Raw genomic sequence first — 14028 nt, 5'->3', positions numbered from 1 at the left:
ATTAAAGCACCTCAGGTGCTAATGATACAATCTTCATGAATTGTTTATCACGAAGCTCTCTAGCTACTGGTCCAAAAACACGCGTACCTCTCATTTCACCCTGTGGGTTCAATAATACACATGCATTGTCGTCAAAGCGAATGTAAGATCCATCTGGTCTTCTCACTTCTTTCTTTGTTCGCACAACTACTGCAGTTGAAACCGTACCTTTTTTTACCGTACCATTAGGAGTTGCATCTTTAACAGATACTACAATTTTATCACCAATAGAAGCATACCTCCTTTTAGTTCCACCTAATACACGAATAGTAAGTACTTCTTTCGCTCCAGTGTTGTCTGCGACTCTAAGTCTTGATTCTTGTTGTAACATAATTACTTCGCTCTTTCAATGATTTCTACTAATCTCCAACATTTAGTTTTACTCATAGGTCGTGTCTCCATGATCTTAACAGTATCACCTTCGTTGCAGTTATTTGTCTCGTCGTGTGCTACGTACTTTTTCGTTTTTAAAACGAATTTTCCATACATTGGGTGCTTTACTTTTTTCACTTCAGCAACTACAATAGACTTATCCATCTTGTTACTTGTAACAACACCTACACGTTCTTTTCTTAAATTTCTTTTTAATTCTTCCATCTTTCAGCTTGGTACTTATTGTACTTCTCTTTTAGTTAGTTCTGTCGCAATTCTAGCTACGGTTCTTCTATGAGTCCTTAGCAAAATTGGATTCTCTAACGGTGAAATAGCGTGAGCCATTTTAAAATCTGAATACACTTTTTTAGCTTCTACAAGCTTAGCTTGCAAATCTGCTGTTGATGCTTCGTTTATCTCTGATTGTTTCATAATACAGTTTCAAAAATTAAGCTTGAAAATCTCTTGATACCACAAACTTTGTTTTAACTGGAAGCTTTTGTGCTGCAAGACGTAATGCCTCTTTAGCTGTTTCCAATGGCACTCCAGATATTTCAAACAAAACTCTACCTGGTTTAACAACTGCTGCCCAATACTCCACAGCACCTTTACCCTTACCCATACGTACCTCAAGAGGCTTCTTAGTAATTGGTTTGTCTGGAAAAATCATGATCCATATAGATCCTTCTCTTTTCATAAAACGTGTTGCTGCAATACGAGCCGCCTCAATTTGACGAGCTGTCAAGAAATTAGAGTCTAAAGATTTTATTCCAAATGTTCCGTAAGAAAGCTGGTTTCCGCGTCCAGCATTACCTTTCATACGTCCTTTCTGTTGTTTACGGAATTTAGTTCTTTTAGGTTGTAACATTTTCTGTTCTCTTTAAAAATTACTTTCTACGACGTGGCTTGTTGTTCCCACCTCGTCCTTGATTTCCGCCTTTTCCACCTTTTTTGTTACCCGTAGATAACCCTACTAATGGAGAAAGCTCTCTTTTTCCGTACACTTCACCTTTCATGATCCAAACTTTAACACCCAACCTACCATAAGTAGTGTGCGCCTCAACTAAAGCATAATCAATGTCAGCTCTAAATGTAGATAATGGAATACGACCATCTTTATAAGACTCAGAACGCGCCATTTCAGCACCGTTCAAACGCCCAGAGATCTGCACTTTAATACCTTCAGAATTCATACGCATTGCTGCTGTGATAGCCATCTTAATCGCACGACGATATGAGATTCTATTCTCAATTTGTCTTGCAATACTAGCCCCCACCAACTGAGCATCTAGCTCAGGTCTTTTGATTTCGTGGATATTAATTTGCACTTCCTTACCAGTAATCTTCTTAAGCTCTTCTTTTAACTTGTCTACTTCCTGACCACCTTTACCGATAATAATACCAGGTCTTGCAGTTGTAATAGTAACGGTTACAAGTTTAAGCGTACGCTCAATTATTACTCTAGACACACTTGCTTTAGATAAACGAGCATGAATATATTTTCTAATCTTATCGTCTTCGGCAAGTTTATCACCGTAGTCGTTACCACCATACCAGTTAGATTCCCATCCTCTGATAATTCCTAGGCGATTTCCGATTGGATTTGTCTTCTGTCCCATCTATTTAGCTTTGTGTGTTATCATTAGCTCCTAATACCAGTGTTACGTGGTTAGAGCGTTTTCTTATTCTGTGTGCACGACCTTGAGGTGCTGGACGTAATCTTTTTAACATAGTTCCTCCATCTACACGGATTTCCTTGACAAAAAGATCAGCCTCTTCAATAGAACCTTCTTCATTTTTAGCTTGCCAATTTGCCATAGCTGACAACAACAATTTCTCTAAACGACGTGAAGACTCTTTTGAGCTAAACTTCAAAATATTAAGTGCTTTTTCTACTTTCTCACCACGAATCAAATCCGCCATTAAGCGCATTTTTCTTGGTGATGTAGGGCAATTATTCAATTTAGCAAAATATTGTGTTTTTTTCGCCTCCTTGATTGCTTCTGCTCTTTCTCTTTTACGAACTCCCATGGCCTATTATTTTTTACCTTTATTTTTGGCACCTGCGTGACCACGGAATGATCTTGTAGGTGAAAATTCTCCTAGTTTATGTCCTACCATATTTTCAGTCACATACACAGGAACAAATTGTCTTCCATTATGCACTGCTATTGTCTGTCCTACAAAATCAGGAGTAATCATCGAGGCTCTAGACCAAGTTTTGATTACCGTCTTCTTATTAGAAGCTACATTTTGCTCAACTTTCTTGTCCAATTTAAAATGAACGTACGGTCCTTTTTTTAACGATCTTGCCATAGCTTATTTCTTTCTACGTTCGATTATATACTTATTACTCTGCTTTGTCTTAGAACGAGTTCTATATCCTTTTGCAGGAATACCGTTTCTAGATCTTGGATGTCCACCAGAAGACTTCCCTTCACCACCACCCATTGGGTGATCAACAGGGTTCATCACTACTGGTCTAGTACGAGGTCTTCTACCTAACCATCTAGATCTACCAGCTTTACCTGAAACAAGCAACTGATGATCACTGTTAGATACAGCACCTATGGTAGCCATACAAGTAACCAAAATCAAGCGAGTCTCTCCTGAAGGCAACTTAACTGTTGCAAATTTACCGTCACGAGCCATAAGCTGCGCAAAAGCACCAGCGCTACGAGCTAAAACAGCTCCTTGACCTGGACGTAATTCAATACAAGAAATAATAGTACCTAATGGAATATTTGCTAAAGTCATAGCATTTCCAATTTCAGGAGCAGTTGTATCTCCAGAAACTATATTCTGACCTACTTGTAGTCCGTTTTGAGCAATTACATAACGCTTTTCACCATCTTGGTAATTAAGCAATGCAATAAATGCTGTACGGTTTGGATCATATTCTATTGACGCTACTGTAGCAGGAACTCCTGCTTTATCACGTTTAAAATCGATTATTCTATACTTTTTCTTATGACCACCACCTATGTAGCGCATAGTCATTTTACCTTGACTGTTTCTACCACCAGATCGTTTATTCGGAGCAAGTAATGACTTCTCCGGCTTATCAGTTGTAATGGCGTCAAAACCATTAACAACTCTAAAACGCTGACCTGGGGTGATAGGTTTTAATTTTCTTACTGACATGTGTGTCTAATTTATCAGGATTAATCCTGAATGTTGTTGTAAAAATCTATTGTATCACCTTCCGCCACCTGTACAATTGCTTTCTTATAAGCATTTGTTTTACCAGTTTGAATACCCGTCTTTGTATAACGAGTTTTTCTGTCCGGGCGGACATTTAATGTTCGAACTTTAATAACAGAAACTTCATAAGTGGCTTCAACCGCTTTTTTGATTTCTACCTTGTTCGCCTTTGGGTTCACTATGAAACCGAAACGGTTATTAATTTCCGCATCAGCCGTAGCTTTTTCCGTAATAATAGGTTTAATTAAGATACTCATCTTGTTTCTATTTACTTAAGTTTGACTCTATTCCTTCCAAAGAACCTTCAAATAGCACTACACTATTTGCGTTTAAAATTTTGTAAGTACTTAAAGATGAATTACTTATCACTTCAGTACCTTTTAAATTTCGAGAAGACAAATATACATTATTATTTGATTCACCCAACACGAACAACGACTTTTTGTCATCAAGACCTAAAGTCTTTAAAACAGCAGTGAAATTCTTAGTCTTAGGATTATCGAATGTTAAGTCTTCAATCACAACGATTGCCTTATCATTTGCCTTCATTGTAAGGGCAGATTTACGAGCTAAACGCTTTAAGTTCTTATTTAATTTAAAAGAGTAGTTTCTTGGTCTTGGACCAAACATTCTACCACCACCTCTAAACACACCAGACTTAATACTACCCGCACGAGCAGTACCAGTTCCTTTTTGCTTCTTTATTTTTCTAGTTGATCCTACAATCTCTGCACGTTCTTTTGCTTTATGCGTTCCTTGACGTTGATTTGCCAAGTACTGCTTTACATCTAGATATACAGCATGATTATTAGGCTCAATACCAAACACATCCTTAGAAAGTTCAACCTTTCTACCTGTGTCTTTTCCGTTAATGTCTAATACAGCTACCTTCATTATTTCTGAATCGTTACATAAGCGTTTTTAGGTCCAGGAATACATCCTTTCACAACAAGTAAGTTCTTTTCAGCAACTACTTTTAAAACTCTTAAATTTTGAACTTTCACCTTTTCGTTCCCCATTTGACCAGCCATCTTCATTCCCTTGAATACTCTCGCAGGATATGATGCTGCACCAATAGAACCCGGCGCTCTTAATCGGTTATGCTGACCGTGAGTAGCTTGACCCACACCACCAAAACCGTGACGTTTTACAACACCTTGAAAACCTTTACCTTTTGAAGTTCCTGCCACATCGACAAATTCTCCTTCAGCAAAATGCTCTACAGTGATCGTATCACCTAATTTGTACTCCTCATCAAAACCTTTGAATTCTGCAACTTTACGTTTTGCGACAGTACCTGCTTTTTTAGCGTGCCCTTCAGCAGCCTTATTTACAGCCTTTTTGTCATCGAAACCTAGTTGAAGCGCAGCATAACCGTCTACTTCTTCAGTTCTGACTTGGGTAACAACACAGGGGCCACACTCAATAACGGTACACGGCATATTCTTACCGTTTGCGTCAAAGATGCTGGTCATCCCTATCTTTCTTCCAATTAACCCAGACATATTTATTAAATTTAGAATTATGAAATCAACATGTTGAAATCAGTTTCAACAGATATCATTCGTTTATTTTTGTTAAAACAAAACGGGATCAAAATAAATTCGATCCCGAATGTACTTTGTTTTCCGTTTTTCCTTTGCATACAAGCGCAGGACATGTTAATACAGAATTATACTAGTATAACTCTGTATTATATAATTATACTTTTATCTCAACTTCAACACCACTTGGCAACTCTAATTTCATTAGAGCGTCAATTGTTTTAGAAGAAGAACTGTATATATCTAATAATCTCTTATAAGATGACAATTGAAATTGCTCTCTACTCTTCTTATTAACGTGAGGTGAACGTAATACTGTAAATATTTTTTTATGTGTAGGTAATGGGATTGGCCCAGTTACTACAGCACCTGTAGTTTTTACAGTCTTTACGATTTTTTCAGCAGATTTATCTACTAAATTATGATCGTAAGATTTTAATTTAATTCTGATTTTTTGACTCATAGCTGAAATATTAAGCGTTTGTTCCTTTAGCTGCAGCAATTACTTCTGTTGAAATATTAGAAGGTGTTTCTGCATAATGTGAAAATTCCATTGTTGATGTTGCACGACCTGATGACAATGTTCTTAATGTAGTTACATAACCGAACATTTCAGAAAGAGGTACAGTAGCCTTTACAGTTTTTGCACCAGCTCTATCACCCATATCACTCACCTGACCACGTCTTCTATTTAAATCACCAACAATATCACCCATGTTTTCTTCAGGAGTAATAACCTCAAGCTTCATAATAGGCTCCATAATAACTGCTTTAGCAGCTTTTGCTGAATTTTTAAATCCAAGTTTAGCAGCTAACTCAAAAGATAATTGATCAGAATCCACATCGTGATAAGACCCATCTTTCAATGTTACCTTCATTGAATCAACTTCGTAACCTGCCAATGGACCATTAGCCATAGCCATTTTGAATCCTTTTTCAATAGATGGAATAAATTCCTTAGGAACGTTACCACCTTTAATAACTGATTCAAATTGTAAACCTACCACACCTTCGTCAGCTGGCTCTATCGTAAATACGATATCAGCAAACTTACCACGACCACCAGATTGTTTCTTATAAACTTCTCTATGATCAGCAGATCTTGTAATAGCTTCTTTATATTCTACTTGTGGTTGACCTTGATTAACTTCAACCTTAAATTCACGTTTTAATCGATCAACAATTACATCTAAGTGAAGCTCACCCATACCAGATATAATAGTTTGACCTGAAGACTCATCTGAACGTACAGTAAAGGTAGGATCTTCTTCCGCTAGCTTAGCTAAACCGATACCTAATTTATCAACATCAGCTTTAGTTTTAGGCTCAACCGCAATACCAATTACTGGATCAGGAAAGTCCATCGATTCCAAAACAATAGGATGCTCTTGATCTGTTAAAGTATCTCCCGTTTTGATAGATTTAAATCCAACAGCAGCACCAATATCACCAGCTTCAATAAAGTCAATAGCATTCTGCTTGTTAGCATGCATTTGATATATACGAGATATACGCTCTTTCTTCCCAGAACGATTATTCAACACATACGAACCTGCATCTAAACGACCAGAATAAGCTCTAAAAAATGCTAAACGACCTACAAAAGGATCTGTAGCAATTTTAAATGCTAATGCAGCAAAAGGCTCATCAACACTTGGCTTACGTAATTCTTCTTTTTCAGTATCAGGATTTACACCCACAATACCTTCCTTATCCATAGGAGAAGGTAAATAACGACATACAGCATCTAACAAGAACTGAACACCTTTATTTTTAAAAGCAGAACCACAAATCATAGGAATGATAGCCATGTCCATTACAGCAGCTCTAAGCGCTCTATGCACTTCTTCTTCTGTAATTGAACTTTCATCTTCCATAAATTTCTCTAAAAGATTCTCATCATAACTAGCCACTTCTTCAATTAAAAGGGCACGGTACTTACGAGCTTCTTCTTTCATATCCTCAGGGATATCGATAACATCGAATGTAGCTCCTTGAGTTTCCTCATGCCAAACAATAGCACGGTTTTTTACTAAATCTATAATACCCTTAAAATCCTCTTCGTCACCAATGTTTAAAACGATTGGCACCGCATTAGACTTCAACATATCCTTTACTTGTTGACAAACTCCTAAAAAGTCTGACCCTTGTCGGTCCATTTTATTAACGAAACCAATTCTAGGCACCTTATAATTATCTGCTAATCTCCAGTTAGTTTCAGATTGTGGCTCTACACCATCCACTGCGCTAAATAAGAAAACTAAACCATCCAATACACGCAAAGATCTATTTACCTCTACAGTAAAATCTACGTGACCAGGTGTGTCAATAATATTAAAGTGATAATCTTTTGTATCTGGAGTTGGCTCCGCATTCTCTAATGGAAATTTCCAGGTACAAGTAGTAGCAGCAGATGTAATTGTAATACCTCTTTCCTGCTCTTGCTCCATCCAGTCCATTGTTGCAGCACCATCATGTACTTCACCAATTTTATGTGAAACTCCTGTATAATAAAGAACACGCTCAGTTGTAGTGGTTTTACCCGCATCAATATGAGCTGCAATTCCAATGTTTCTTGTAAATTTTAAATCTCTTGCCATTTTTTAGAATCTGAAATGTGAGAATGCTTTATTTGCTTCGGCCATTTTATGCGTATCAGTACGCTTCTTAACTGCTGCTCCCTCTTCTTTAGCTGCTGCTAAAATTTCTGAAGCTAACTTCTGAGCCATTGATTTTTCGTTACGCTTTCTTGCGAAACCAATCAACCACTTCATTGCAGTAGATATCTTACGATCTGCACGAATCTGCATAGGAATTTGGAATGTTGCTCCACCTACTCTACGACTACGCACTTCAACGTGAGGCATTACATTTGAAAGGGCATCCTTCCAAATCTCTAAACCTGTTTTTTCTTCGTCTGTCTTTTTTTCTTCTACGATATCAATTGCATCGTAAAACACTTTGAAAGCCACACTCTTTTTACCATCCCACATCATGTTATTAACAAAACGCGTTACTAATTGGTCATTAAACCTTGGATCCGGCAAAAGAGGTCTTTTCTTGGCTGCTCTTTTTCTCATGTCTTCGTTTTAAAAAAATTAAAATTACTTCTTAGGGCGTTTTGCACCGTACTTAGATCTACGTTGTGTTCTTCCGTCGACACCCGCGGTATCTAAAGCTCCACGAACAATGTGGTATCTAACTCCTGGCAAATCCTTCACCCTTCCACCTCTAACCAATACTATCGAGTGCTCTTGCAAATTGTGTCCTTCACCTCCGATGTATGCGTTTACTTCTTTTCCATTTGTTAAACGAACACGCGCTACTTTACGCATTGCTGAGTTCGGTTTTTTAGGAGTAGTAGTATATACACGCGTACAAACACCGCGGCGTTGTGGGCACGAATCCAATGCAGCCGATTTTGACTTCTTGGTTATTTTGGTCCTTCCTTTTCGTACTAATTGTGAAATAGTTGGCATAAAAATACTTGTTATACTTATTTGTTTCTGTTTATTCCCTCTTATTAGGGCGTGCAAAAATAAGATAAATTTTCAGATAATCAACACTTCACGAATTTAATTTAATCATTTTATTGAAAAATAACATTGGAACTCAAACTCATTGTTAAAAAAGTATTGAAAGTAAAAAGAAACAAATGAAAAATTTGAAAGAAAAAATTTCATAAAAAAGAGACAACATTAAAACATCACCAATCGTTACCTTTACACCTCTTAACAACATATCGTTGAATAAAATAATAAAAATCTTACTATACCTTAATATATATACCGCCGTAACTCACTGTGTTACAGCCCAAGAATTGACGCTTAAAATTTCTTCCGAAATGAAAATTAATGAAAAAATTATAGCCGAAATAAAACCGAAGAAAAAACATATTGATTATCGGGCACTTGAAAGTGAATCTAAAAGATTAGAAAATTCATTTAGAACTTATGGCTATCTAGAGAGCAAACTAATTGAAATCAAAAAAAATAATGACTCAACCTTCACTGCGAATTACCACTTAGGAAAAAAAATTGAGTATTTAAAAATTCATTTTGACCCTGAAAATTTCAGCAACAAACAAATTAGCTCAATCTCAGAGAATAGTTACGAAACATATTTTATCATACCATTTAACAAAACAGAATCAGTTTTAAGAGAATTGAATAAATTACAAAGTTCAAATGGGAATGCTTTCGCAAAGCTAAAGTTAAGCAACTTAAAAAGAAGCAACGATACTCTTGCAGCCAAAATCGAATCAAATCTTGGAAGCACAAGAAAAATTGACAGCATTATTGTGAAAGGCTATGAAAAATTTCCGCGGTCATTTATTAAGCATGCCGCAGGAATAAAAATTGGAAAAAAATTTAATAAAAACTTACTAATAAAACAAAATAATATAATAAACAATTTACCTTTCTCCAACAGTTTAAAATCACCAGAAGCTTTATTCGAAAAAAATCAAACCACTGTATTTCTATACTTAGAAAAAAAGAATAGCAACAACTTTGACGGAATTATTGGGTTTGCGTCAAAAGAAAACGGAAAAGGACTAGAACTTAACGGATATATCAACCTTGAACTCAACAACAACCTAAATTTTGGAGAACAATTCTTCATAAACTACAAAGCTGACGGTGAAGAACAACGAAACTTCAAAGTAAAAACAACACTGCCATATATTCTACAATCTCCTGTAGGACTATCAGTCGAGTTAAATTTATTTAGAAGGGATAGCACTTTCTCCACAAACGGACAACAGATAAAAGCAATATACCAAGCAAAACCAACAACAAAATACTACTTAGGCTACAAAGCAAACAAATCCAGTAATCTACAAAATACAGAAGACATAACTACAGAAATTGATGATTACAGCTCAACATTTGGTGTTGGAGGAGTGGAATACAAAAACTTTCAAAACTCATCGATATTCCCTTTAAAAAGTACTTTTTTATTAGAAATGCAATTAGGAAAAAGAATTACAGATGAATTTACAGATGATCAAACTCAAATTCAAAGCATTTTATTTCACATTTTTAATTTAAATAACAGAAACTCATTCTTCGTACAAAACAGCACATCAATATTATTTAGCAAAAAATTTTTAACAAATGAGCTATTCAGGTTTGGAGGAATAAACAGCATAAGAGGCTTTACAGAGAATAGCATTGACGCGTCATTATACTCAGTTTTAAACACAGAATACAGATACATTCTATCAAGTAAAACCTACATACACAGCATAATAGACCTTGGTTACTTTGAAAATGACGTTATAAACCAAAAAGAAAAACTCTACAGCTTTGGGATTGGACTTGGCTTACAAACCAAAGCAGGTTTATTCAAGTTTAATTTTGCTAACGGAAATATTGAAAATCAAGACTTTAAATTTTCAAATTCAAAAATACACTTTAGCTTAGTTACCAACTTCTAACAAAACCGCTTAAAATCTAGGAATGCGCAAACTAAAAAATTTAAATTTTAGGTTTAAATAGTTGTGTAATTAACTTTTTATTGTGATTTTTGGCATTGGCTAATTCAAATAATTATAAAATGAAAACAAAGTTTAGTGGAATTTTAACGCTATTACTAGCGTTAGTAGTGCAACTATCGTTTGCACAGGAAAAAACAATTACCGGAACGGTTACTGATAGTTCAGGACTACCGCTACCCGGAGTTAACATTATCGTAAAAGGTACAACAAATGGTACCCAATCTGATTTCGATGGAAATTACTCTATTGGAGCAGCAGTTGGGCAAACATTAGTTTACTCTTACGTAGGTTTCAACAAAGTAGAAAACGCTGTAACTGCTTCTTCAAGTAGATTCAACGTAACTATGGAAGAAGGTGAGACTTTAAATGAAGTAGTTGTAACAGGTTACGGTGGTATTACCAAGGAGAGAAAATCTCTAGGTTATGCTGTAACGTCACTGGACGCAGAAGCTATTGAGAACAAACCAGAAAGTGACGTTGTACGTTCTTTAAATGGTAAGGTAGCAGGTGTACAAATTACAGGTAATAGTGGAGCTACAGGTTCTGGAACAAACTTTATCATTCGTGGTAAGAGTTCTATTAACGGTAGTAACCAACCATTATTTATTGTTGATGGTGTACCTTTTGATAGTGGTACTAACCAACAAACTGGATTTGCAGGTGGTAACACAGTTACAAGTAGCCGTTTCTTAGATCTTGATCCAAACAACGTAGAAAGTGTTGAAATCCTTAAGGGTTTAAGTGCTTCTGTACTTTACGGACAACAAGGTAGAAATGGTGTTGTAATTATCACAACAAAAAATGGTAGTAACAAAGACTTAAACAAGAAATTTGAAGTTTCTGTTTCTTCTACTGTTTACCAAACTGAAATTAACAACTTAGCAGAATACCAAAATGACTACGGTCAGGGTTCTGATAATGGTGCTAATCCTGGATTCGTAGGAAACTGGGGAGCTCGTTTTGATTCAAACCAAATGATTGCTCACCCTTACGCAACACAAGGTGCTGTATTCCCTCAATTTGATGGATTACAAATTCCTTACGAAGCTGCTCCTAATAACGTAGAAGATTTTTTCAGAACAGGTTTAGGACAGGGTATGTCTGTAAATGTTGCTGGTTCTCCAGGTGCTGAAGGAAACACTCGTTATAACTTAAACTTTGGTTACACATCTGAAGATGGTTACATCAGAAACAACGGTTTAACAAGATATAACATTGGTCTTGGTGGATCTACTAAATTATCTAACAAATTCTCTTTTGATGGTACTGCTAACTTTAGTAATACAAGAGTTAACACTCCACCAATTGCAGCGAACAACGCAAGTGGATTCTCTATTTTCAACAGAACATTATTTATTCCTAGAAACTTAGATTTAACTAATCTTCCTTTTGAAGATCCTAACACTGGAGCATCTGTATACTACAGAGGTGACCAAGAAAACCCATACTGGTTATTAAACTATGCTGGAACTGAACAAAAAACTAATCGTTTTTACGGTAAACTTGCCGCTTCTTACGCTATCTCTGACAACATTAACGTGTCTTATAGATTTGGTTTAGATACATATAGTGAATTCCAAGAATTTAGAGTAGCTAAAGGTGCTATTGATGAAACATACATTAATGGTTTCTTAAGAACTACAGAAGGAAGAAACTTTATTTATGATCATAACTTGAACTTTAGTTTTAACAACATAGAATTAGCAGACAAATTGAGTTTAACTACTCAATTAGGTTTCAACTCTAGACGTGATACATACGAACAGTTTGGTCAATCAAGTAGTGGACAAGTTGTATTCAACGTGTTCAACCACAGAAACTTTACAAACCAAACAACTAATGACCCTATTGCTGGACAGTTAGACTATGAAATTGAAAGAAACATATTAGGTGCTTATGGAGAAGCAGCTTTCGATTACGATGGATATTTATTCTTAACACTTTCAGGTCGTAATGACTGGGCTTCTACTTTAGAAGAAGAAAACAGATCTTTATTCTATCCTGGAGCATCTTTAGCGTTTGTACCAACATCAATTGATGGAATTGGTAATGCATCAGGTCTTGGATTCTTAAAGCTTAGAGCTGGTTACGGTTCATCTGCACGTTTCCCTGGAGCTTATGCAACTAGAGCTGTATTAACTACAAATGCTGTATCAGCAGTTGTACCAACAATAGGAAGTGTAACAACTAACTCATTACCAGCTACTCAACCTAACCCATCTTTAGAGCCTGAATTACAGACTGAATTTGAATTAGGTCTTGAATCTGAATTATTCAACAGAAGAATTACACTTGACGCAACAGTTTATAAGCGTACTATTGAAGATCAAATCGTTGGACGTCCATTAGCTCCATCAACTGGTTTTACAAGTACTTTAGATAACGTAGCTGAAACTCAAATTCAAGGTGTTGAATTAGGTTTAAACTTTACTTTATTGAAAAGCGAAAACTTTAACTGGGATGTACGTAACAACTTTACTGCATTTGAAAATGAAGTTACTGACTTAGGTGGAGTTGAAGAATTTGCTTTCGCAGGATTCACAAACCTTGGTAACTTTGCTGCAGAGGGAGAACCTCTAGGTGTTATTAAAGGTGGATATGCTGCACGTTATGATGCTGCAAATATTTCTGATGAGAATCCATTTGGTATTGGTGTAGGTGGACAGTTATTAATTAATCCTGATACAGGAAAGATTCTTAACAGTGAAGATGATTTAGGTCTTCCTATTGAAACAATTGGAGATCCTAACCCAGATTGGAATATTTCTACTATTAACACTTGGACTTACAAGCAATTTGCTTTATCTGCTCAAGTTGAATATACTCACGGTGGTGATATTTACTCTCAAACTGCAACTCAATTTTATCGTCGTGGTGTAACTACTGCTAACGTTAACAACAGAGAAGGTTCTTACACTATCCCTGGTATCTTAGCTAACCCTACAACTGGACAACCTTTAGTTGATGGTAATGGTAATTTCATTGAAAACGAAATTCAGATTGGTGCTAATGATGTATATTTCATTAACTTAGTTGATCCTTCTGGACAAGGTATCTATGACGCATCTCATATTCGTTTAAGAGAAGCATCTTTAACTTACTCATTAACTGAGAAAATGTTAGATAGAACTCCTTTTGGAAACGTTTCTTTCTCATTATCTGGACAGAATTTATATGTAAAAGCATTTAACATTCCAGATGCTTTCAACATTGACCCAGAAGCTTTAAGTACTGGTACAGGAAACGGACAAGGTCTTGAATTCCAAACTGGTCCTACTTCTAAGCGTTATTCATTCAGCGTAAAAGCAACATTCTAAAAAAAATATAACTACTACAGGTGGTATTTTAAACTATCACCTGTTATAGTAG

General features: G+C 36.0%; 17 protein-coding genes. 2 read left to right on the top strand and 15 right to left on the bottom strand.

Translation table 11 applies throughout. From position 1 onward, the window contains the following. Position 1: 1 nt before the first annotated feature. From rplN to rpsL, 15 genes are all read right to left on the bottom strand, one after another. Positions 2-370 (bottom strand): 50S ribosomal protein L14, encoded by a 369-nt coding sequence (gene rplN / locus GBH57_RS14340; protein WP_151675190.1) that lies wholly within the window; start codon positions 368-370, stop codon positions 2-4. A 2-nt stretch (positions 371-372) separates the two neighbouring features. Further along, on the bottom strand, positions 373-636 hold the full coding sequence (gene rpsQ / locus GBH57_RS14335) for a 30S ribosomal protein S17 (RefSeq protein WP_151675189.1): 264 nt from the start codon (positions 634-636) through the stop codon (positions 373-375). 15 nt (positions 637-651) lie between these two features. After that, entirely contained in the window at positions 652-843 is a 192-nt protein-coding gene (gene rpmC / locus GBH57_RS14330) for a 50S ribosomal protein L29 (RefSeq protein ID WP_151675188.1), read from the bottom strand. 16 nt (positions 844-859) lie between these two features. After that, complete coding sequence (rplP, locus tag GBH57_RS14325; RefSeq protein WP_151675187.1) at positions 860-1279, bottom strand: 50S ribosomal protein L16; 420 nt, start codon at positions 1277-1279, stop codon at positions 860-862. Positions 1280-1298: 19 nt separating this feature from the next. Continuing rightward, the gene (gene rpsC, locus GBH57_RS14320) at positions 1299-2030 is read right to left on the bottom strand and encodes a 30S ribosomal protein S3 (RefSeq protein WP_151675186.1); all 732 of its coding nucleotides are present in this window, start codon (positions 2028-2030) and stop codon (positions 1299-1301) included. Positions 2031-2034: 4 nt separating this feature from the next. Continuing rightward, positions 2035-2442 (bottom strand): 50S ribosomal protein L22, encoded by a 408-nt coding sequence (gene rplV / locus GBH57_RS14315; RefSeq protein WP_151675185.1) that lies wholly within the window; start codon positions 2440-2442, stop codon positions 2035-2037. A 6-nt stretch (positions 2443-2448) separates the two neighbouring features. Continuing rightward, positions 2449-2727: a 30S ribosomal protein S19 gene (rpsS, locus tag GBH57_RS14310; protein ID WP_151675184.1), complete on the bottom strand. Its 279-nt coding sequence runs from the start codon at positions 2725-2727 to the stop codon at positions 2449-2451. 3 nt (positions 2728-2730) lie between these two features. Beyond that, positions 2731-3555 (bottom strand): 50S ribosomal protein L2, encoded by an 825-nt coding sequence (rplB, locus tag GBH57_RS14305; RefSeq protein ID WP_151675183.1) that lies wholly within the window; start codon positions 3553-3555, stop codon positions 2731-2733. Between the two features lie 20 nt (positions 3556-3575). After that, positions 3576-3872, bottom strand: coding sequence for a 50S ribosomal protein L23 (gene rplW, locus GBH57_RS14300; protein ID WP_151675182.1), 297 nt, complete (start codon positions 3870-3872; stop codon positions 3576-3578). 7 nt (positions 3873-3879) lie between these two features. After that, positions 3880-4509, bottom strand: a complete 630-nt coding sequence (gene rplD / locus GBH57_RS14295; RefSeq protein WP_151675181.1) for a 50S ribosomal protein L4 — start codon at positions 4507-4509, stop codon at positions 3880-3882. Further along, complete coding sequence (gene rplC, locus GBH57_RS14290) at positions 4509-5120, bottom strand: 50S ribosomal protein L3 (RefSeq protein ID WP_151675180.1); 612 nt, start codon at positions 5118-5120, stop codon at positions 4509-4511. Before rplC ends, rplD begins: the two co-directional genes overlap by 1 nt. A gap of 196 nt (positions 5121-5316) precedes the next feature. Further along, a complete protein-coding gene (gene rpsJ / locus GBH57_RS14285; protein ID WP_007094989.1) occupies positions 5317-5622 on the bottom strand; it encodes a 30S ribosomal protein S10 in 306 nt (101 codons plus the stop codon). 10 nt (positions 5623-5632) lie between these two features. Then, complete coding sequence (fusA, locus tag GBH57_RS14280) at positions 5633-7759, bottom strand: elongation factor G (protein ID WP_151675179.1); 2127 nt, start codon at positions 7757-7759, stop codon at positions 5633-5635. A gap of 3 nt (positions 7760-7762) precedes the next feature. Next, complete coding sequence (gene rpsG, locus GBH57_RS14275; protein ID WP_151675178.1) at positions 7763-8239, bottom strand: 30S ribosomal protein S7; 477 nt, start codon at positions 8237-8239, stop codon at positions 7763-7765. Between the two features lie 24 nt (positions 8240-8263). Continuing rightward, positions 8264-8638, bottom strand: a complete 375-nt coding sequence (gene rpsL, locus GBH57_RS14270; RefSeq protein WP_151675177.1) for a 30S ribosomal protein S12 — start codon at positions 8636-8638, stop codon at positions 8264-8266. 365 nt (positions 8639-9003) lie between these two features. On the opposite strand from rpsL, the gene GBH57_RS14265 reads away from it, so the two are divergent. Both GBH57_RS14265 and GBH57_RS14260 read left to right on the top strand, forming a co-directional pair. Continuing rightward, positions 9004-10599 carry a BamA/TamA family outer membrane protein gene (locus tag GBH57_RS14265; RefSeq protein WP_151675176.1) on the top strand — a complete coding sequence of 532 codons (1596 nt, stop codon included), beginning with the start codon at positions 9004-9006 and terminating at the stop codon, positions 10597-10599. A gap of 119 nt (positions 10600-10718) precedes the next feature. Then, positions 10719-13976, top strand: coding sequence for a SusC/RagA family TonB-linked outer membrane protein (locus GBH57_RS14260; protein WP_151675175.1), 3258 nt, complete (start codon positions 10719-10721; stop codon positions 13974-13976). Positions 13977-14028: the final 52 nt, after the last annotated feature.

The sequence above is a fragment of the Patiriisocius marinus genome, assembly GCF_008974325.1.
In the GTDB taxonomy this organism is placed as follows: Bacteria; Bacteroidota; Bacteroidia; order Flavobacteriales; family Flavobacteriaceae; genus Patiriisocius; species Patiriisocius marinus.
This window is presented reverse-complemented; position numbering and strand designations above follow the sequence as displayed.